This window comes from Ruegeria sp. CG4 (assembly GCF_056537185.1).
This window is the reverse complement of sequence record NZ_JBQFRB010000009.1, coordinates 185787-206557: the sequence shown is the minus strand read 5'-3', so window position 1 is coordinate 206557 and position 20771 is coordinate 185787. Positions and strand designations below refer to the sequence as shown.

The 20771-nt window shown below is 55.9% G+C and carries 16 protein-coding genes; 11 read left to right on the top strand and 5 right to left on the bottom strand.

Annotated elements, in window-relative coordinates:
* The first annotated feature begins 89 nt into the window (after positions 1-89).
* The 4 genes from ACR0J2_RS20105 to ACR0J2_RS20090 all read left to right on the top strand — a co-directional run bounded on the left by ACR0J2_RS20105 (position 90) and on the right by ACR0J2_RS20090 (position 5806).
* Entirely contained in the window at positions 90-1949 is a 1860-nt protein-coding gene (locus tag ACR0J2_RS20105; protein ID WP_480813621.1) for a rhamnan synthesis F family protein, read from the top strand.
* A 12-nt stretch (positions 1950-1961) separates the two neighbouring features.
* The gene (locus tag ACR0J2_RS20100) at positions 1962-3353 is read left to right on the top strand and encodes an MBOAT family O-acyltransferase (RefSeq protein ID WP_480813620.1); all 1392 of its coding nucleotides are present in this window, start codon (positions 1962-1964) and stop codon (positions 3351-3353) included.
* Between the two features lies 1 nt (position 3354).
* Positions 3355-4458: an alginate O-acetyltransferase AlgX-related protein gene (locus tag ACR0J2_RS20095; RefSeq protein WP_480813619.1), complete on the top strand. Its 1104-nt coding sequence runs from the start codon at positions 3355-3357 to the stop codon at positions 4456-4458.
* A 238-nt stretch (positions 4459-4696) separates the two neighbouring features.
* Positions 4697-5806 (top strand): TylF/MycF/NovP-related O-methyltransferase, encoded by a 1110-nt coding sequence (locus ACR0J2_RS20090; RefSeq protein ID WP_480813618.1) that lies wholly within the window; start codon positions 4697-4699, stop codon positions 5804-5806.
* Between the two features lie 164 nt (positions 5807-5970).
* Here the strand turns inward: ACR0J2_RS20090 and ACR0J2_RS20085 are convergent, their stop codons facing one another.
* The 5 genes from ACR0J2_RS20085 to ACR0J2_RS20065 all read right to left on the bottom strand — a co-directional run bounded on the left by ACR0J2_RS20085 (position 5971) and on the right by ACR0J2_RS20065 (position 13505).
* The gene (locus tag ACR0J2_RS20085; protein ID WP_480813617.1) at positions 5971-7947 is read right to left on the bottom strand and encodes a CocE/NonD family hydrolase; all 1977 of its coding nucleotides are present in this window, start codon (positions 7945-7947) and stop codon (positions 5971-5973) included.
* A gap of 124 nt (positions 7948-8071) precedes the next feature.
* Positions 8072-10456: a GcvT family protein gene (locus tag ACR0J2_RS20080; RefSeq protein WP_480813616.1), complete on the bottom strand. Its 2385-nt coding sequence runs from the start codon at positions 10454-10456 to the stop codon at positions 8072-8074.
* Between the two features lie 175 nt (positions 10457-10631).
* Entirely contained in the window at positions 10632-11474 is an 843-nt protein-coding gene (locus ACR0J2_RS20075; RefSeq protein WP_480813615.1) for a carbon-nitrogen hydrolase family protein, read from the bottom strand.
* Between the two features lie 2 nt (positions 11475-11476).
* The gene (locus ACR0J2_RS20070) at positions 11477-12361 is read right to left on the bottom strand and encodes a MurR/RpiR family transcriptional regulator (RefSeq protein ID WP_170611449.1); all 885 of its coding nucleotides are present in this window, start codon (positions 12359-12361) and stop codon (positions 11477-11479) included.
* 184 nt (positions 12362-12545) lie between these two features.
* On the bottom strand, positions 12546-13505 hold the full coding sequence (locus ACR0J2_RS20065; RefSeq protein WP_480813614.1) for a LysR family transcriptional regulator: 960 nt from the start codon (positions 13503-13505) through the stop codon (positions 12546-12548).
* Between the two features lie 108 nt (positions 13506-13613).
* Between ACR0J2_RS20065 and ACR0J2_RS20060 the strand changes: the two genes are divergently transcribed.
* The 7 genes from ACR0J2_RS20060 (at position 13614) to ACR0J2_RS20030 (ending at position 20285) form a co-directional block, all read left to right on the top strand.
* Positions 13614-14954: an aminotransferase family protein gene (locus ACR0J2_RS20060; RefSeq protein ID WP_480813625.1), complete on the top strand. Its 1341-nt coding sequence runs from the start codon at positions 13614-13616 to the stop codon at positions 14952-14954.
* Positions 14955-14956: 2 nt separating this feature from the next.
* Complete coding sequence (gene kce / locus ACR0J2_RS20055; protein ID WP_480813613.1) at positions 14957-15886, top strand: 3,5-dioxohexanoate:acetyl-CoA acetone transferase; 930 nt, start codon at positions 14957-14959, stop codon at positions 15884-15886.
* Positions 15887-15895: 9 nt separating this feature from the next.
* Complete coding sequence (locus ACR0J2_RS20050; protein WP_480813612.1) at positions 15896-16918, top strand: histone deacetylase family protein; 1023 nt, start codon at positions 15896-15898, stop codon at positions 16916-16918.
* Positions 16919-16996: 78 nt separating this feature from the next.
* The gene (locus tag ACR0J2_RS20045; protein WP_480813611.1) at positions 16997-17299 is read left to right on the top strand and encodes a hypothetical protein; all 303 of its coding nucleotides are present in this window, start codon (positions 16997-16999) and stop codon (positions 17297-17299) included.
* Positions 17296-18300: a TRAP transporter substrate-binding protein DctP gene (gene dctP / locus ACR0J2_RS20040; RefSeq protein WP_170611440.1), complete on the top strand. Its 1005-nt coding sequence runs from the start codon at positions 17296-17298 to the stop codon at positions 18298-18300. The genes ACR0J2_RS20045 and dctP overlap by 4 nt, the downstream gene beginning before the upstream one ends.
* 81 nt (positions 18301-18381) lie before the next feature.
* Positions 18382-18996, top strand: a complete 615-nt coding sequence (locus tag ACR0J2_RS20035) for a TRAP transporter small permease subunit (protein ID WP_170611438.1) — start codon at positions 18382-18384, stop codon at positions 18994-18996.
* Entirely contained in the window at positions 18993-20285 is a 1293-nt protein-coding gene (locus ACR0J2_RS20030) for a TRAP transporter large permease (protein ID WP_170681171.1), read from the top strand. The genes ACR0J2_RS20035 and ACR0J2_RS20030 overlap by 4 nt, the downstream gene beginning before the upstream one ends.
* Positions 20286-20771 lie beyond the last annotated feature (486 nt).

The window sequence follows — 20771 nt, the reverse complement described above, 5'->3', positions numbered from 1 at the left end:
GCACGCCGCCTGCTGAACTGGTCCCCACAGGTCTCCGTCAGGGACGGCCTCAACCATTTCAGCATATGGGCAAAAAAGGAGCAGGGGTGATGCGCGGGTTAATCTACAATCTGGAACTTCAAAAGGGTGAAGTCCTTGGGTACGCCACGCATTGCCTTGCGTCTCTGCGACCGGATTTCGATCGTATCTGGGTTGTAACCAACGGAGCGCCCGATTCCGATGGCCTGGCCGAGCTGAATGCATGCAGCGACGAGGTCGTTGTTCTGGACAAACAACCACGGGACCACATCCGGGGGTATCTGGGCTGCATCAGCCAATTGGGTTTGGATCAGATTCAGGCGCTGGATGAATTGACCCTTATGGATTGTGACCTGATCGGTCCCGTCTACCCCTATGAAGCCATGCGGGCCAGCATGGCGGCGCAAAGCGATCTGGACTTCTGGTCAATCGCCAGCAGAAAAGACGAAGCGTTGTCAGAAAACGATCGGCAACTCGTTAGCATCTTTCTGACTTTGGGGCAGAACGTGCTGCAATCGGAGCCGTTTCATAAGTTCCTGCAAAAACACACGCCAAGGAAAGGTTCGCCTGGCAACAAACCAGGTACCACGCCGGATCTGGCGGCCTATCTGATCAAGCACGGCTTCCAAGGCGGTGCGTTTATCAAACCTGAAGACTATGAGACGGACCATCCGCTTCTGCTGGAAATAAAAGAAACGCTGGAAGACGCGCGGTGCCCCTTTATCCTGCTGCACCCGTTCTACAGCTCGCCGGCGCTTCAGGATGCATATCAGATCAACCTGGACCGGATCATTCCCTATCTGGAAGAAAACAGCGATTATCCGACGAACCTGATGTGGCAGGTTCTGTTGAAGACGACTTCATTGCGGTCGCTACACACCAATCTGGCCTATCAATTTACGTTTGACAGCAAATCATACGAAGGAACGCCAAAATGGGATCCTTCGCTCAAAATCGCGGCCTGTGCGCATCTCTACTACACCGAAGCATTTGAAGAGATTTTTGACCGGGTCAGCAATATTCCACACCCGTTTGATTTCTATATCACCACCGCGTCGGACGAGAAGAAAGCGATCCTGGAAGAAAAATGCGCAGCGGCCGGAATTGAGGCAGATGTGCGTGTCGTGGGCGAAAACCGTGGACGGGATATGTCCTCGCTGTATATCGACCTCAAAGATGTGGTGATGGAAAAGGACTATGACCTGGTTTGCCGCCTGCATTCCAAGAAGTCACCTCAAGTGCACCCAACTACCGGGAAATACTTCAAAAACTTCATTTTTGACTCGGTCCTGGCGAACAGGGAATACGTGTCTCATCTGTTGGATTTCTTTGCCACGCACCCTCATGTGGGCATGGCATTTGCGCCCATGATTCATACCGGTTACCGGTCGATGGGGCACGCCTGGTACGACAACCGGCCGATTTTTGCTGAAATCCTGGAGGACCTGAACTGCTCGGTCCCGGAAGAACCCTATTCGCCTTTGGCCGCATACGGCACTGTGTATTGGTTCCGTCCGGACGCCCTGCGGCCGATGTTTGACGATCAGTACCAGTATTCGCAATACAATCAGGAACCCAATCATGTGGATGGCGGGTTGGCGCACGGCCAGGAACGGGCCATGACCTACGTCGCACAGGCCCGGGGTTACATGTCGGCGACCGTCTGGCCGGACTATGTGGCCGCCCAGAGCACGACGTTGATGGAATACAAGATGGACAGCCTGTATTCCTATTTCCCGATGGAGCACGTCGCACCGCACGGGCACCTGATTTCCTACGTCAATGGTGAAACTCACCGCAGCCGAACACCCAGCACATTGCGGCAGTTCGAAAGGTTTTGCAGGCCGGCGCTCAAATCGGTCGGTGCAGCGCTTGGTATCAAACGCCAGAAAAAGAACAAGCATCGCGACTTGTCGCAATTCCAGAAGTGAGCAGCCTGACGGATGTTATTCAGCAGCCCGACCTTTTTGTATGCGTTCCTACCGCTGATATTGGCAGGATGCTATCTGACCAGAACTGCCCACACGCGGAATATCCTTCTGCTGTGCGGTTCCGTGATCTTTTACAGCTGGGGAGAGCTGAAGTACCTTCCGCTCATCTTTACGGCCATTGCGATCACGCATGCTGGCACGGTCTATCAGATCAAGGGAACAAAGCATAAGCGGCTGGTAGTTTCGCTGTGTATCGCGGCCCTGCTATCGCTGCTCGGGTTCTTCAAATACTACGGCTTTGTAGCCGAAAACTTGCGCTCGGCCGGGGTCGGTTTCCTGCCCGAGCTGACAATTGCCCTTCCGCTGGGCATATCGTTCTTTACGTTCCAGGCAATCTCGCAACTGGTCGACGTGTATCGTCATAGCGACGAAGAAAAATACCAGTCCCCGACGTTGTTGCGCACTGCGCTGTATATCATTCTTTTCCCGCAGCTGATTGCCGGCCCAATTGTGCGCTTTGGGTCCGTTGTGACGCAGATGGGAAAGCGGCTTGATACCGGCAGCAGGCGCTCGGTTGGGGCCAAGCTCTTCGTCCTGGGCCTGGCGTCAAAGGTCATCATCGCAGATAAGGTCGCACCAATTGCAGACCACGCTTTTTCACTCGGGCCAGCGTTGGACATGGGGGAAGCGTGGCTGGGCGCTGTGGCCTATGCCCTTCAGATCTTCTTCGATTTTGCCGGATATTCGAACATGGCGATCGGACTGGGTCTGTTTTTCGGGTTCAAATTTCCAACCAACTTCCGCGACCCATATGTGTCCAAGTCCATGACCGAGTTCTGGCGGCGTTGGCATATGTCATTGTCCAGCTGGTTTCGCGACTATCTGTACATTCCACTGGGCGGAAACCGTCACGGTCAGGTCCGCACGGTCATCAATCTGCTGATTGTCTTTCTTGCGACCGGTATCTGGCATGGTGCCGCGTGGAACTTTGTCATCTGGGGCCTGTGGCACGGTAGTTTTCTGACGCTTGAGCGGTTCTTTGGCAAACCCCGTCAGATTGTTTTTGCACGAGTCTACACGTTGCTCGTGGTGCTGATCGGTTGGGTGTTCTTCCGGGCCGAGACGTTGGGTGACGCGGTTGACTACCTTGGCCACATGTTCGGCGCCTCGGGGGATGGCGTGATATCCCCCGAGTTCTTTCTGACGGTCAGCAATGAAGTCATGGCGATCTTCGCGATTGGTCTTTTCTTCGGCTTGGTTCCACGGCCGGTTCGCGACCGCATCTGGAAACGCCCCAACAGAATTGGCTGGCTCTCTAATATGTGGTTCACTTTCCTGCTGTTGGTATGTTTGATGTTCGTGGCCAACAGCACGTATAGCCCATTCCTGTATTTCCGGTTCTGACATGGACAAAATACTGCTCATATGCCTGCTCATACCCGTCCTGGCCGGGTTTTTCAGCAGTGATCTCAATCTTGAAAACCGCGCACAAACTGAGTTTCCTGCGTTCCCGGATTCTCTGTCCGGACTGGACGACTTTTTTGCAGGGGTCGATGATTTTGTCTCGGACAATATCGGCCTTCGCAATCAGATGATTTTGGCCAAGAAGTCCTTGGATAAAAAAGTGAACCGCCAGGGCAACGCGAAGGTCATCGTGGGGCGGGAAGGCTGGATGTACTACAACGCGCCGTCGGTCATTGAACGAACAAGCGGGTTGGAATTCTTGCCTTGGCGCGTCACCAGTATCACAAACTATGTGCTCGAGGCGCAGGACCTGGCAGACAAGGTTGGGGCCGAATTTCTGGCTATTCCGGTTCCGACCAAGCACGCTGTCTACAACAAGTATATGCCGTCCTGGGCGCAAACAGACGAGTTCGAGAAATCTGAACAACGGGCCATCATCAAGAATTTGGCAGACCAGAACATACCCCTGACGGATCCCTATGTCGTTTATCAGGACTATGATCTTGACGAAACGCCTCTTTATTACAAACGGGATACCCACTGGAACAGTTTCGGTGCCTATGTCGTCTTCTATGACGCGATGAGCCGACTGGGCCTGGCCGAAAATCTTCCACCCCCGCAGGCTCTGTTGATCGGCTACAATGAAGGCACGTATTTCGGTGTTCTCGACCAGTTTATGGGGCTCAGCGAAGCCGCTGATAGTGAGGCAATTCCCGAATTGGACATGACCATGTTGCGGGCCGTCGAAGAACAAAGCGTTGAGGACTTCGAAGACCACGTGTCGATGAATTCCTACATTGTCAAATTCGATGACGGTAGTTCGGGCAAACCCAAACTGCAGATTATCGGGGACAGCTTCACGTTTGGGTTCTTTCGACCTTTCCTGGGCGCAGTTTTCAGTGAAGTACGGTGGTCGCATCATGCGCACGGCGCCTACGATAGAAACGCAGTCGAGGCGTTTCAGCCTGACTATCTCATCTTTGAGTTTGTCGACTGGGAAATACCGGGCTGGCACCTGCATGAAACACTCAAGGCGTCTAACTGATGCGGGTCTTTGATCACCAGATTGTCATGGCAACAATCTTTGAAGTTTACGGCGGAAAGGCCAGCATTCTCGCCGACAAGGCGGAACAGATCGCTTAGCGAAGCGGCCGGATCACAAAGTAGCAGTTGTTATGCCGTTTTGGAGATGGTCCCGAACTCCGCCTATGGAAAAAACCGGAGAAGTTTGTAGGAATAACATCCTATCTGAGATATCCACCCACTCACACGAGAAACGATAAGTGAACGGCAACTTGACGCATCCCGACTGGTTCGACCCCGAATACTACCTGAACAGCAACCCTCAGATTCGCGAGAAAGGCATAGATCCGTGGTCTCATTACTTGAAGCACGGCTATCAGGAAGGACTTAAACCGTCGGGCGCGCCAACCCATCCTGACTGGTTTGATCCCGAGTTCTACCTGAGTGCCAATCCGGCCGTCCGTGAGAAGGGAATGGACCCGTGGTCTCACTACCTGAAGCACGGATATCGGGAAGGCCTTAAGCCATCCGCCGCACCAGCCCATCCTGATTGGTTCGACCCCGAGTATTACGTGAAAGCCTACCCGGAAATTGGCGCAAGCGGTCAGGATCCCTGGACCCATTTCGTCAACTATGGCTATCAGGAAAAACGTCGTCCATCCGAACTAAAGGGTGTGTTTGATTTTGACGGGCTCAGCACCATTCACAGCTCTGATTTCATGCAGGATCCCGCCTTCAAAAAAGCGTATGAACGGGGTTCGAAAGCCGCCCGCGGCATCGACCATCACTGGTATTGGCGGTTCCATGTCGGTCTGTGGTGCATGCGAACCGCCATGGCGCTTCCGGGCGATTTTGCCGAGTTCGGAGTGAATTACGGCATGTTGGCATCTGGCGCCATGCTTGATCTGGATTGGAACAACCAGAACAAAACCATCTTCCTCTTCGACTCATTTGCCGGGATGAAGCCCGAACATATTGAAGGCGCGGAAGAAGGCAAAGAACACCTGTCCGAATACAACACCGCCGCGTTGTCTAATGGCTTCTATGCGATCAGTGCCGATGAAGTTCGCGCGAATTTTGCGGAATTCAAAAACACCAAGATTGTGGTTGGCTTTATTCCTGACACGCTGGATCAGTTGACGAGCGAACAACTGGCGTTTGTTCATATCGACCTGAATAACCCTGCACCGGAAATAGACGCCTTGCGGTTCGTTTGGGACAGAATCGTGCCCGGTGGAATTGTGCTTCTGGATGACTATGCTCAGAAAGGGTTCGAACTGCAGAAACAGGCGATGGATGAGCTGAGCCGGGAGATGAACTTTCACATTTTGTCTCTGCCGACAGGTCAGGGCTTGATCCTGAAAACCTGAGATTTGTATGCCGGACACGTGGCGCGTCACGTGTCCGGTACTTTCTGCATGCAAACGGTGTCAGAACCGGTCTTGTTGTTGCCATAGGGTGCAGTCTTTTGAAGCAGACCCTGCAGAAGGACCGGCGAGGTTCCGCGGCCGTCGCCTTGCCGTGACCAGTATTGTCAAAGAAGTCCACGCGGGATTGTCTCGCGCCATTCCTTTGTCAGGACTTCGGATTTTTCGGAGCCTTCGGTCGCGCGCAGTTTTCTTTCCAAGTAAAAATTCTGCTCATCACCGGTCATTTGGCCTTCCGTATGTATCTCAACCTGCCAATCGCCTCGTGCGAACGTAAATGACCAGTTGGCTTTGTACTGTGCCGTTGTCGGATCGTCCGGGTGGATCGCGTAACGCATGGCCACATGGCTGCCAACTGTCATGCCATGATAAGGATCGGTGGCCTTGCCGTAATCGTCAAATGTCGTAAGGACCACGGTTCCGTCGTCTTCCACCGAGCGCTCCGAACGTCCAGAAGGTGGCCGCAGTTGACTGGCCTGAAGTGTCGGATAATCCTGAACCGGCCCGGGATTTGATGGTGCGATTTCCTCGTGTACGTCCCGCACGGGCAACAGCAGGGCTGAGTGTTCCAGCAGCAGCGTCACTTGTGCAGCGTTGGGTGCAGGCCAGACTATTGGCCAATATGAGGTGGACAGCGCCAGACGCAGGATGTGTCCCGGAAGTAGGCGGTGGGCGCATTCGTTCAATACGATTTCCGCTTCATAGACCTTTCCGGGCACCAATACTTCTGGTGTCTCATGGCTGTTGCAATGCGTCAGGTTCAGAGCGCGGTAGGTAATCCGCTGCGACGTTCCGTCGGGGGCAACGTCACACAGACGCGCGACCAGTTGCGCCACCGGCTTGTCCGCGGTGAAGGACAGTTTCAGCCGGGCGCGCCCCAACAGGTCCAGCGGTTTTTGCATTGCTGTGCTGTCGAAGCAAAGTGACAGTGCATCATCCTGAGATTGATCCTCGGACAACTCGTTATCTATCCGCATGCCCGGACAGAAATACCCGCTTGCCTGTCCGATATGCGAGGGGCAGGCCACCGTTACCTTTTCGGCGAAAGGAGCGCCCGCGAATCCACCCGGTCGCAGGTGCCAGCGCTGGGTACCTACATTGGGTGAGGGCCATTGGCTTTCGGCGATCCAGTGCCCCTGTCTTGGCTTGTTTTCCTTGGTCGGATTGAAATGTTGCTGCATATACGTCCGATAGGCGGGCAAATCCTCGGCCCCGTTCTGTTGCCCTTTCAGCCATCGGTCGAACCACCTGATGACTTCCGAGTGGAAGTCCCCGGCATCCAGTTTGGCAATATGCGGATAGCGGTGTTCCCAGGGCCCGATTATAGCCTTTGCGGGTACTTCAAGATTGGCGGCCAGCGTGGGTGGTGCGTTGACATAGGCGTCCGCCCAGCCGGTGATTGCCAAAACGGGGGCCTGAATGGCTGACCAGTCTTCACAGACCGAGCCATGTTTCCAAAACCCATCTCGGGTGGGATGGCGCAGCCAGTCGGCGGCTGAAAATGGCACGTTTTCAAGCCGTTTCAGCCAGTCCTCGCGCCAATCAGGTCGCAAAGCGGGATCAGCCGGGCGCGTCAGGTAGGCAAACATCTGGCACCCCCAGTTGACGTTGTCGCTGAGCAGGCACCCGCCCATGAAGTGAATGTCGTCGGCGTAACGATCGACTGTCGAGGCGACACTGACGACCGCTTTCAACGCGGCAGGACGGCGGAAAGCCAGTTGCAATCCGTTGAACCCGCCCCAGGAAATTCCGATCATGCCGACGTTTCCGTCGCACCAGTCCTGTGCTGCGATCCAGTTCAGAACGGCTTCGCCGTCGCTGAGTTCCTGCTCGGAGTATTCATCGTCGAACTGGCCGTCGCTGTCGCCGGTTCCGGCGATGTCGACCCGGATGCAGGCATACCCGGCCTTGGCAAACACAGGATGGGTTGTTTCATCCCGCGGCGCAGTCCCATCACGCTTTCGGTATGGAAGGTACTCCAGAATCGCAGGGGAAGGCCCTGTTTCCGGCAACCAGATCCTTGCGGCAAGCTTTCGCCCGTCCGCTAGTGGTATCCATGTGTTTTCGATGATTTCAACTGGCATTTTCGGACGTCACCCTTTCTGCGACCGGCTTGCCTACCCGGATACCAGTGAATTCGGAACTTGGCGACGTTTTACATGTTTCGGTTCCACCGCGCCGGGTTTTTTACCGCGGCGCGGTGGCGTCTTAGCTGCGCATCCGTGCGCCTTCCGGATCAAACGCACACGCATATTGAAGTTTCGCCGCAAACCGGCTGCCGGCTATATTCAGATGGACCCTGACGCCATCAGCGTCTTTCAGTTTGACATGGGCGAGTGCAACCGGCTTGCCGATACGATAGCCAAAAGCGGCGGATGTCGTATGACCCACAATCTCGTCTCCGGCATAGATGGGCTCATGTCCCAGTGGCACCGCCGTCTCGTCGTCGATGATCACCGTGACCAAATGGCGTGAACTCGTTTCGCGGCGCTGTGCCAGCGCTTCGGAACCGATAAAGGGCTTCTTCTTCGACACCAAACTGTCCAGCCCGGCCTCGACAGGGGACGTGTCGCTGTCCAGTTCATGACCCATGGCGGCAAATCCTTTTTCGATCCGCATGGCGGTCTGGGCGTACAGGCCCGCCGGTTTTGCGCCCGCTGCCGTCAGCACTGCATAAACCGCGGGGGCGTTTTCGGCGCGCATGGTGATTTCCCAGCCCGGTTCCCCGACGTATGACATGCGCACGGCTCGAACATGGCATCCGGCAATGTGCGCGGGACCGACCTTGAAATAGCCCAGTCTGGTCAGTTCGGGCGCACCGGCCTCGGTGATGATCCGTGCGGCGTCAGGACCCATCAGGCCCAGAACGGCGTAGTCCTCGGTGCTGTCGGTCAGGGTCACATCAAACCCTTCCGAGTGGCGGCGGAACCAGGCGAGGTCCCGTTTGATCGCATTGGTGCCGACGAACAGGCGATAGTGGTTATCGGCAATCCGATGGGCGGTAATGTCGCTTTCATAGGTGCCGCGTTGATTCAGTACTGCGGTATAGACGGCACTGCCCGGCGGCTTGGCCATGTTGGACGCGCATGTATGTTGCAGGAACGCCTCGGCATCCGGGCCTTCAACCTCGATCTTGCCGAAGGATGACGCATCGAAGACAGCCGCTTGCTCGTGCGCGGCTTTGACTTCATTCGCCACGTTTTCGAACCAGTCGGGTTTGCCGAAACTCATTGCGGGCTCAGCGGTTTTTCCGAAGTAGAGCGGGCGCTCCCAGCCATAAAACTGGCCAAAATGCGCGCCCGCTGCTTTGTATTCCGCCTCCAGTGGCAGGGCACGCAGGTTCCGCGCGGTTGTGAGCTGACGGCCGGGATATGCGATTTCGTAGTGGGTTCCCAGAATTTCCGGCGCCCGGGCCATCAGATGATCCAGCGAGTTGAACACAGGCGCAAAACGTTTGGCATCCGCTTCGCCCAGATCATACGCCGTGTGCCCATGAACGATACAATGGGCCAGGTTCATCCCGGCGCCGCCACCCGAAGCAATCCCGACCGAGTTCAGACCACAGCCCAGATACAGCCCGCGTGTCTCCGCCGTCTCGCCCAGCATGAACATGCCGTCCGGGGTAAAGCTCTCGGGCCCGTTGAGCAGCATTTTGACCTCGGCCGTCTCAAGCGCCGGTAACCGGTGCAGCGCGTTCATCATCATCGGCTCGAAATGGTCCCAGTCCTCGGGCAGTAGGCTGAATTCAAAGTTTTGATCCAGAATGCCGGGTTTCACCGGTTTGCCCATGGGTTCAAAGCAACCCACCAGCAAGCCGCCTGAATCGTCGCGGATGTACAGATGGCTGTCGTGGTCGCTGAGCGTTGGAGTATTTCCGACAATTCCGTCGATTGGCTTGGTCAGCAGGTAGAAATGTTCACAGGCAAGCGCAGGCACGGCGGAGCCGGCCAGGGCGCCCACTTCGCGAGACCAAAGCCCGGTGCACAACGCAATGGCATCGCATGTGATCGTACCCGCCGTTGTTTCAACGCCCTTGATGCGGCCATTTTCAGTCAGGATGCCAGTGACCCCGGTATCCTCGAAAATCCTTGCGCCCAAACCTTTCGCAGCCTTGATCAGTGCGGCGCACACGTCCGAAGGGCTGACTCGGCCGTCGTCCGGCGACCAGACAGCGCCGATGACATCTTCGGCATTCATCAGCGGCCAGCGTTCCTTGGCCTCGCCTGCGCTGATGGATTGCGCAGTGACCCCATACGCTCTGGCCAGCGCCTCTTGCCGTCGGATATGCGTCAGGCGCCCGTCCGAGGTGGCGATGGACAGGCTGCCTTTCTGGATCCAGCCAACATTCTGGCCCGTTTCCTGTTCAAGCCGGGAATAAAGATCGACCGAATACTGGATCATACGGGTCAGGTTCTGCGAATGGCGAAGTGCGCGTACCTGTGCAGCAGAGTGCCACGTCGTACCGCTGGTCAGCTTGTTGCGTTCCAGCAGGATCGCATCGCCGACCCCCATTTTTGCCAGGTGGTACAGGGTCGAGCACCCCATAATTCCGCCGCCGATAACAATTACTGAAGCGTGGCCTGGGACAGTCATTTCGCTTTCCTGTGATTCTGATTCAAAGCCAATTTTACTCAGAATATTAAATTTGAAAAATTAGTCTAACGAATTTTATCATTCGTTAAATTTTGTGAACAAGCGTACAGTTCACCACCATTCCGGAAATTTCCCGAGCGGTCCTGAGCCAATCGTTTGCGTATTGCGAGGTTTGTTAGGTCAGGGTCGGAAGACGATCATAGTCTTCCAGCCGGTCCCTCAGGAAAGAATAATCGGTGCGGGCCTGATTCAGAACGGATCGTTCCAAAACGATGTGTTTCAAGGCTTCTTCATGCTGTGGAAACGCGACGGGGCCCTTGTTTTCGTCCATCCAGGGCCAGCACAACAGCGAATTTCCATACTGCTCACCGGCGCGGTTGAGTGACATCAGGAAAATTTGGTTCTCCATCGCTCGGGTGGTCGCGAAGGCGTGCCAGGTGGGGAAGGATTCGTCCCGGAAATAGGCGCCGCAATGGGTGATCAGATCAACACCCTTGTCGACGGCCAGGGTGCGGCATAGCTCGGGAATGCGGATGTCGTAGCAAATGATAGGGGCGATCCTGAACCCACGGGCTTCGTAAGTCAGCAGATGCGCGCCGCGCTCAAAATACTCTTTCTCCATCGAGGCGCCGTATTGGGCCAGATGTAGTTTGTCATAATGCCCGACAAGATTGCCGTCCGGTCCCACAACCGCAATCGAGATATAGTTGCCGTCTGTCCCTCTGCGCGCGAAGCTGTAGGAAACGAAAACGCCGAACTTTAGCGCCACATCACGCCAAGCGCGGAATGAAGCACCGTCCAGGGGTTCGGCAATATCGTCCAGACGCGAAAACGCCGCGCGGGAATAATCTATGCTCGACAATTCGGGCAAGACCACCAGGTCCGCAGGCCGGGCGGCCAGTTCCTCGGATACTCTTTGCGTGGACTGCGCCAGATGATCGTCGCGTTCCTGCGCCGAGTTCGTTTGTGGAATGCGGATCTGACACGCCAGAATTGCCAGTGTTTCTTCCTTCGACATTGTCAGACTTCCTTGTCCTTCCAATACTCGCCCAGCCTGATGCGATCCGCTTCAATCTGTTTGATTCTGTCTGTTGCGCTGGCCCGTTCCTCGATCGTGAAGAACCCGATCAGTGCCTCGATCAGCACCGTTACGCCGGCAAAGGAGCCAAAGAAAAACGGGGCCTGATCCTGAGCCAGCAGTGTGTGATCTGCCATGATCGCAATAGGCGACGCGGGACTGTCGGTGATCGCGATTACCTTCGCCTTTCGTTCCTGTGCAAATTCGGACACCTGAATGGCCGCGTTGGCGCAAGGTTGCAGGCTGATTGTTATCACGGTGTCCTTTTCCGAGATATCGGTGATTGAGTCGGCCAGAACACCGCCAGCGGCCTGAAGCAGGCGGAACTTGCCGCTGGTCATTCCCGCCAGATAGTGCAGGTAAGACGCGTGGGTTTGCGAAGCCTGCATTCCCACCAGATAGACATGTCTGCTTTTGCTTAACATGCGGGCGATCTCGGCGATGTGTTCCGGGTCGTTGGCTTCGAACAGAGAAGATACGTTGGTCAGCGCTGCGTCGCGCAACTGCTCCCAGAACCTGATGTTGCTGCGGCTGTCTTCCGAGTCGCTCATGGTTACGGCGCGCAGGTGATAATCCTTGATGTCGTGCTGCTGCACCTGTTTGCGATAGACGTCACGCAGCTCGCTATAGGTCTCGTACCCCAGAATTTTTGCCATGCGGGAAAAATTCGGCAGGGAAACGCCCGCATTTGTTGCCACACGGCGCATGGACAGTGTCGCGATGTCGCCCGGATGCTCAAGCATATAGGTCGCGACGATTTTCAGAACGCGGGGAAGGTCGGGGTAAAGGTCCCTCAGGCGTTCGCCGATTTGCTGATAATCGCTCATACTACAAGTGCTCAGAACAGGAGGTTGCTCACGTTGATGTTTCCGGGTGTATTGATAGTGGCCCGAACCCAACAGCCTGAGCGCGATGCTAGGATGATTTTCACGTTCGTGCAATATTTCGCGACAACTGTATCATTTGAAAACATCCGAGCCGAACGATACCCTGTGTCGCGGTGTCGGCATGTCAGTCAGAGTATGTGCGTTTGCTTAGCGGAGTACTGGATATTCTGGCCTTCAACATCTCAAGAAAGGCGAATTCTGCGGGGTTCAAACGCGCGTTACTGTGGTGGACCATGAAAAAATCGATCACCGGTTCGTTGGTGTAAGGCGGCAGTCGCCAGAGTTTGCCTTGCGCCACGTATTGGCTGGCGAAGTGGACGGGCAGGGGGCCAAACCCCAGCCCGGCAATGATCATCCGCAAGGCCTCGTCCAGGTTGGACGTGTATCCGATAACCTTCTTGTCCAGCGCCTGCTGCGCCCGCAAAAGGGCCACCGGCCTTAGGGCGTCCCACAACTGGTCGGTTTTGAAGGAAACGGACGAATACTCTCTCAGGTCGCTCAGCTTCAAATCCGCTTGCCCAAAAAGAGGATGCGTCGGGCCGCAAAAGAAGCTGAAGAAAGATCTATACATGATCTCGTGATTCAGTCTGGGGTGAATTTCGTGGGCCAGGCAAAAGCCCACGGCCGCGTTCTTCTCCAGAACACTGCGCTGGACGTTTGCGCTGGACATGACGTTGATTTCAAATGTCACGTTGGGATTCTGTTCGTGAAAATCAGACAGAACCCTGTCGTAGAAAGGGCTTTCAATTCGGCTGGTTGTGGCGATGGAGACCTGACCGGTCAGATGATCCCGTGTGGTTTGGGCCGTCTGCACGGCGCGCGTGATGGTTCCGAACACTTCAACACATTCCTGATACAGGGTTTCACCGGCCGGCGTGACCCGAAAGCTTGACGGACTGCGCTCGATCAGCTTGGTGCCGGTACGTGCTTCAAGCCGCTGCAAGGCCTGGCTTATCGTCGGCTGGCGCAATCTCAGACGGTTGGCTGCGCTGGTCAGGCTGCCTTCCTGGACGATGAACATGAAGGTGCGCAGCAGGTTCCAGTCCAGTTCCCGCGCCAGTCTTTCCGCCTTGGTTTCTTTCATAGCATTAACCAGATCTATGATGGCTATTCATATTATCTATTTGGTCTATGACAGATCTGCGCGCAACATCTTCTTGTCGCCCTGATGCGTTCAGGGATTCTCGGAGGCCTGTCAGTGCAGAAATCGAATTTGTTCTATCAATCCCGTCTCCGGCGGCCTCAGGTCGACCGTGCCGAAGGGATCTATTTTTGGGATACAGAAGGCCGGCGGTATATTGATGGCTCATCCGGTGCGATGGTCAGCAATATCGGACATTCGAACCCGAACGTTCTGGCTGCGATGAAGGCGCAAATGGACAGCGCCACGTTCGCTTACAGGCTCCATTTCGAAAACGCCCCAGCCGAAGACCTAGCGTCGGCCATCGCCGCGCGCATGCCGGACGGTCTGAACCGGGTCTTCTTTGTGTCGGGTGGCTCAGAAGCGGTTGAATCCTGCGTGAAGTTTGCGCGCCAATGGGCGGTCGCCACCGGGCAGCAGGACCGCTGGAAAGTTATTTCGCGGTTCCCTTCCTACCACGGAAGCACCTTGGGTGCGCTTGCACTGACCGGGTACGGGCCCTTGGTAGATGTGTTTCGGCCAATGTTTCAGGACATGCCAAAGATCCCGGCACCGCGTTGCTATCTGGACAATGACAACCTGTCCGATGACGCGCGCGGTTTGAAATACGCCGAGATGCTGAGGGATGAGATCATCGCTCAGGGTCCTGAGACCGTGCTGGCCTTTATCATGGAACCGGTGGGTGGCGCGTCGACCGGAGCGTTGGTTGCGCCGGACAGCTATTATCGCCGCATCCGGGAAATCTGCGACGAATTCGGTATCCTTCTGATCATGGACGAAGTCATGTCCGGCGTTGGCCGGACGGGCAAATTCATGGCGTCCGAACATTGGGATGTTCGTCCGGACCTGGCCGCTGTGTCCAAGGGCTTTGCCGCCGGTTATGCGCCGCTAGGCGCGATGATTGCCGACGAACGGATGGTGGACGCCGTCCTGGCCGCTGGCGGTTTTGCGCATGGTCACACCTATGCAGGCAACCCGCTGGCCTGCGCCGCGGGTCTGGCCGTGCTGGGTGAAATCGAACGCCTGAATCTGCTTGAGAACGCGACCCGGATGGGTGGTGTTCTGATGGCCGGGCTGCATGAGTTGATGGGGCGCTACTCCTTCATCGGCGATGTGCGGGGCAAAGGTTTGCTGATGGCGTTTGAAATGGTTTCGGATCGCAACAGCATGGCGCCGCTTCCCAAGCAACTGGATGCGTATTCCCGGTTTGTGGACATCTGCTACGACCGGGGTCTGATCACCTATTCCCGCCGGACCAGGGGCGGGCTGGAAGGGGATCATTTCCTGATCTGCCCGCCGATGATCGTAACCGAAGATCAGGTTGGCGGCATTCTGAACATTCTGGATGACAGCCTTTCCGTATTTGCGCGGGAAGCCGGGCTGGAGAGCTGAATATGACAAGAAAAATCATCATAACCTGTGCGGTCACGGGATCGATCCATACCCCCAGCATGAGCCCGTATCTGCCGGTGACACCGGATGAGATCGCGACTGCGGCTATCGGGGCAGCCGAAGCAGGGGCCTCGGTGTTGCACCTTCACGCGCGCGACCCGGAAACCGGAAAGCCGAGCGCGGATATCGGCGTATTCCGGCAGTTTTTGCCGCGCATCAAACAGGCTACAGATGCGGTAATCAACATCACGACAGGTGGTAGTTCGCAGATGACGATCGAAGAGCGCCTGTCCGCTCCGTCGCAACTGTCGCCCGAGATGTGTTCGCTCAACATGGGGTCGATGAATTTCGGTCTTTTCCCGATGCGCGAACGTTTCTCGGACTGGCAACACGACTGGGAAGAGCCATTTCTGGAAAACTCTCGCGACAATGTTTTCAAGAACACGTTTCATGATATCGAGCGTCTTTTCACGCTGATGGGGGATGGGTGCGGAACTCGGTTCGAGCTGGAGTGCTACGACGTTGGTCACATCCAGACCGTCGCCTACTATCTTCGGAAAAAACGGATCAAGGCACCCGTCTTCCTTCAGTTTGTCATGGGTGTCTTTGGCGGCATGGATGCCAGCCCCGAGAGCTTGATGCACATGAAATCAACCGCGGACCGTTTGCTGGGCGATCAGTACCAGTTTTCCGTTCTCGCTGCCGGGCGCCAGCAGATGCCTTTGGGGACAATGAGCGTGGTGCTGGGAGGGAACGTGCGCGTCGGGCTGGAAGACAACCTGATGATCGCGAAAGGGGAACTGGCCACAAGCAATGCGCTGCAGGTGCAGAAAATTCGACGCATTGTCGAAGAATTGGGTTTCGATGTCGCATCACCCACGGATGTACGCGAAACACTGGGGCTAAAAGGCGCGGATCAGGTCGCGTTTTAGGGGGATGGCATGAAAGTCTTTGTTGATCAGGAAAAACAGCGCCAACATTTTCCTTCGGGATTTCTGGTGAATGGCCTCATGCAGCCCAATCCGGAAAAACCTGAACGGCTGGAACGGTTTCTGGATGGGGTCGCGACAGGCGGGCATGACATTCTGGCCCCCGAGGATCATGGCCTGGGTCCGATTGCGGCGGTCCACGCTCCGGCCTATCTGAAGTTTCTGTCGACGGTTTACCCGCGCTGGCAACGTATTCCGGATGCGGCGCCAGAGATTTTCCCGAACATACATCCCGACCGCCGCACGGCGAGCTATCCGTTGTCCGCCGTGGCGCAAGCGGGATACCACATCGCGGATATGTCCTGTCCTATCGGAGAGCACACCTGGGAAGCGTCGCGCTGGTCTGCGAACTGCGCTGTTTCTGCAGCGCAGGCCGTGAGCGAAGGCGACGATGTCGCCTATGCGATGTGCCGCCCGCCCGGGCATCACTGTTTCAGCGATTTGGCGGGTGGGTTTTGCTATCTCAACAACAGCGCAATCGCGGCGCAATACCTGCGAAAGCAACATGACCGCGTGGCGATCATCGATGTGGATCTGCACCATGGAAACGGTACGCAGGGCATCTTCTATGAACGCAGTGACGTCTTCACGCTTTCCATCCACGCGGATCCCGCGCGGTTCTATCCGTTCTTCTGGGGCCACGCGCATGAACGCGGCGAGGGCGCCGGATTTGGTTATAACCTCAATATTCCCCTACCGCGCGGAACCGGGGATGACGGGTTCATGAAGGGGCTGGAAAGCGGGCTTGAACATGTCCAGGCCTTTGCGCCGGGCGCGGTCGTGATCGCGCTGGGCCTCGACGCTTTCGAAGGTGATCCGTTTGGCGGGCTGGCGGTATCAACGCCGGGCTTCACCAGAATTGCGGAGAAGCTGAATGAGTTCGCCGTTCCGACCGTCATCGTGCAGGAGGGGGGCTATCTTTGCGATGAACTGGGTGAAAATCTGAACGCATTTCTGTCCGGTTACTCAGGTTGATGTTGAAACGCCCGGGGGGATTCAGCAAGATGACGATCTGCAATTGTTGCGACGTCCGGTGCCAATGGAGTGGTCCGAATGAGTGCGATCCTTAGCTGTTCGGGATTCAGTTCAAATCCACCGCTGACGCGTGGGCCTGCAACAATTGTTGGCGGGCTCACATTCACAGGGTTGAAATCAAACTGTTTTTCGTCGGTCAAATTCGCCTTTCAGATGTTTCAATCGAAAAAGATTCGCAAAAACAAATTGCAGATGATAAATTCCAGCTTTAGTGATAACAAAATATTAAGAACTGGCCACGTGGCGATGCTGCTGGCCAAAACGATTCTAAAAGCCCGGTGTTCAAGGGCAAAAACCCCAAAGGGAGGAAAATTCTCATGAAATTCGACAAACTGGCCAAAGGGCTGGTCATTGGCGCCACCAGCGCGCTGATGGCCACCGCTGCATTCGCCGAAGATATGACTTTGCGGTTTGCCGGTGTTTTCCCAATCGACCATCAGGGTACAAAGATGATGGAACAGGTTGCGGCGGACGTCGCGGCGGCAAACGTCGGTCTGAAGATCGAAGTGTTCCCCGCAAACCAGCTGGGCTCGGGCGAGGCGCTGTTTGAAGACGTGGCCCGCGGCAACATCGATCTGGCGGCGGCCTTTATCTATGCCGACACCGACCCGCGCCTGGAGTTCCTGTCGATGCCGTTCCTCGTGGGTGGCTGGGACGACATGAACAACATCATGCGCAACATGGATTCCGAATATAACAAAATCCTGCAGGAAATCACCGACGAGTATGGTGTGAGCGTGATGGCCCAGAACCCCGAAGGGTTTGTCGGCATCGTGGCCACGCAGGAGCCGACCAACTGGAACACTTTTGACGACAAAGGCATGAACATTCGCGTCTGGTCGTCTCCGGCTGTAAAAGCCATGGTGGAAGCACTTGGTTACAAGGCGACGACCATGGCATGGGGCGACATCTTCCCCGCGATCCAGTCCGGTATCGTGGACGGCGCGATCTGCTGCACCAAGACGGCAACCTACTCGATCTTCGCGCAGTCGGATGTCGGCACGCATTTCGTAGAGTACAACTCGATCTCGGAACTGACCACGTTCTATGCCTCGCAGCGTACACTGGACAAGCTGAACGACGAGCAGCGGGCGGCATTGCAGGCCGCAATGACCAAGGCGTCCGACGACTTCTTCCAGTATAACCGCGACAACGATGCGGCCTTTGGGGAGAAGTTGATCGAAAAAGGCTATACTATCCTGTCCCTGAACGAAGAAGAGCAGGCCGCAATGGCTGCCCACATTCAGGAAAATATCTGGCCCATGATGGCGCAAAGCGTCGGTCAGGATGTGATTGACCGTTTGCTTGCAAGCAAAAACTGATAGTCTGAAACCCAGGTGGGCCGGCAAACTTGCCGGCCCTTTTTCTAATACCTGACAAAAAAACAAAAAGCGGGGACAGACATGTCGATAGAAGACGATGACATGACGAGATGGGTTGGCGACGAAGACGCCGATAAACCGCAGAAAGTTACCGACGAATTGCCGCCCGTCATCGGGTATCCCATGAAAGTGATCGCGTTTGTTTGCAGACAAATCGTCATGGCCTGCGGCTTCCTGATGGCCTTCACCTTTGGCGCTGTTGTTGTAATCCGATACGGTTTCGGCGGCGACCTGTTCGCTTATGAAGAATGGCTCCTGGCCTTCTCGATCATCGGCTTCTTTGCCGGTGCGGTTCTGGCCTCTGCGCGCAATCTGCATATCAACGCCGATATTCTGGGTATCGTGATACACAATCCCCGGATGATCTGGTGGCGCGGCTTCGTGGTGCTATTGGTCGAGCTTCTTGTGATCCTCTTTATGGTCTACGCCTGCTACGTGTCACTGCTTGACGACTTCTCTTTCCCCCGGCTGCGATCCACTCCGGTCCTGCGAATTCCGTTCGTCTCCTGGCGCATTGCGATCATGTGCTCTTTCGGCTTCATGGCGATGTTCACGGCTGCGTATCTCTACGTTCATATCCGCAAGGGGCTCGGGCTTCCGTTGCGCTCTGAAATTCTTAAGGGAGCCGCGAAATGATTATCGCCGGAAGTCTTGTTATTGTCTGCCTGATGCTCTTGCTGGGTGTCAGCGTTTATGTGGCGTTCGGAGCCGTCCTGATCTTTATCGCGATGGTGGGAGACCAATCCATCACAGGATATCTGCCGACCGGAGCGACGGGGATCCGCTCTCTGGTGCTGCTCGCCATTCCGCTTTTCATGATTGCCGGTGGCATTATGGAGAAAGGCAGAATTGCGGCGCCTCTGGTGGCGCTGGCCGAGATGTTCATTGGCCACATCAAAGGTGGACTGAACGCGGCCTCCGTGTTGGCCTGCGGCGTGTTCGGCTCGATCTCGGGCAGTGCGAATGCGACCCTGACCTGCATCGGCGGTATTATGATGCCGCACCTGAAAAAGGCGAATTATCCGAAAGGGCAATCCGCGGCCCTGATTGTGTCGGCAAGCCCCCTGGGCCTTTTGATCCCGCCCAGTTCATCGCACATCCTCTACGGCTGGGTCGCACAGCAACACGTGCTGAAGTGCTTCCTGTCGACGGTCATTCCCGCAATCATCCTGATCACGCTGCTGATCATCACCAATCAGTTCATGCTGCGGAAGTATGACGATATCCAACTGAAAGAGCGCCCGAATCCCTTCATGCCCGCCTTGCTGGGCCAGGGTCGTTTGGCGGGTCCGGCGCTGATGATGCCAATCATCATCCTGGGCGGTATCTACGGCGGTATCATGACACCGACCGAAGCCGCTGGTATCGCCGTTGTTTACGCGATTCCCGTGGCAATCTACTTCTATCGCGGCCTGACCTGGAAAACCCTGGCCCAGACCATCCAGACTTCGGGTGTTACGATCGGGGTGGTCATGGTGATGATTTTCATGGTGCTGATCGTATCAGACAACCTGATCTCGCAGGGTGCGCCGCAGATGGCCAAGGATATGGTCTATTCGGTTTCGGACAACCCGGTCGTGATCTTGCTGATGATCAATGTCGTCATGATCCTGATCGGCATGCTGATGGACGATATCTCGGGGCTGCTGCTGTCCACGCCGATCCTGCTGCCGATTGCGCAGAGCGTGGGTGTGGATCCGATCCACTTTGCCGCGATCATCGGCGTCAACCTTGGGATGGCCAACATCACGCCGCCCACGGCGCCGCTGCTGTACTTGGGGGCGCAGGTTTGCGACACACCGGTTGCCAAGATGCTGTGGCCGACCTTGATCTTCATCGTGTTTGCATGGCTGCCGACACTGATGCTGACCACGTTTGTTCCTGAACTGGCATTGTGGTTGCCGGACCTGTTGCTGGGCCGGTAATCCGACACTCAAAATCCAAAAAAGGCATCCGACCCGTGCGGGTTCGGGTGCCTTTTTTTCAGAGCGGCCGTTTCCGTTGAGGGTGTGCCTGCCTGACCTCACATGGGCACCGCTGAGAACACCCGTTTCAATGGCGCAAGCCCAATAAAAAAGCCGGAGTGTTCCTCCGGCTTTCAGACAGTTCCCAAGTGATGCATGTCTTTAGGCTGCTTTTCCAGATCAGCTGTAAAATAGGATCGAGAGTGCGGCGATGAATGCCAGCCCGGCAACAACAAAGCTGACGTAGTGTACGGTTTCACGTAGTTCTTTGGTCATCGTGTCATTCCAAGTGTTTCAGGGACAGAAGTTCTTGTTTCTGCATCTATCCCTAAAACCTATGAAAAATAAGTAGGTGCAATGCATGTCCGGCATGCGTCGCGGGCATGACTTGGTTGCAGGATCTGACGGCCAACAGGGGTTGCTCCACGCTTTGCCTAACGAGTAGGT